General features: G+C 46.6%; 1 protein-coding gene. It reads left to right on the top strand.

The genetic code is table 11. The annotated features are described in order from the left end of the window. Positions 1-847: penicillin-binding protein activator (locus R7Q11_RS25495; RefSeq protein WP_225466915.1), on the top strand; the 847-nt coding region annotated here is incomplete at both ends.

The raw sequence follows: 847 nt of genomic DNA, 5'->3' as shown, positions 1-847 counted from the left end.
CCTCAGGCACAATTGATCCGCGATGGTTTTGTATTCGCGATGATGAATGATAGAAACCGCGATCCAAGTGCAACGCTTACCGTCATTGATACGAATGCGTACAGCGCTGATGAAGTGAAGCAACGTCTTATCAACGAAAACATCGATTTTGTTGTCGGCCCGCTGCAAAAAGAAAATGTCGAACTATTGCAAACAACAATGGATGGCTCAGCAAACAGTCCAGCCATTCCAGCACTGGCGCTGAATATTCCTGAAGATGTTCAGCCAGGTACCGACATTTGCTACCTAGCGTTGTCACCAGAGCAAGAAGTGGCTCAAGCTGCAAAATACTTGTTTAGCGAAGGCTATAACTTCCCGCTGATCCTAGCGCCAAAAGGCAGCTACGGTGAGCGTGTTGTGCAAGCTTTCAATGAAGAATGGAGCAAGTACAGCTCAAACAAAGTCGCAACAAGCTACTTTGGTGATAAGCGCCAGCTACAAAAAGACATTAACGACGTCTTTGGATTACAAGAGAGCAAACAGCGTATCGCACAGATGCAATCGCTCATGCGCATTAAGTTGGAAACACAGCCACGCAGTCGTCGTGATGTGGACGCAGTTTACATTGTCGCTCGTAGCTCTGAACTAACACTTATCAAACCATTCATTGAGGTCGCAATTAACCCAGATGCGAAGCCACCAAAACTGTTCTCGAACTCTCGTAGCAACAGCGGTGGTGCGACGTACGAAGACCTAACAGGCATTATCTACAGTGACATTCCGCTGTTAGTAAACCCAGACCCAATTGTGACCGCTGAAATGAACGAGCTATGGGCAGATCAATCCAACATGGAAAAACGCTTAAAAG

This window comes from Vibrio sp. 970 (genome assembly GCF_033339075.1).
Note: the sequence above shows the minus strand (reverse complement) of the source record. Positions and strands in the feature narration are given on the sequence as shown.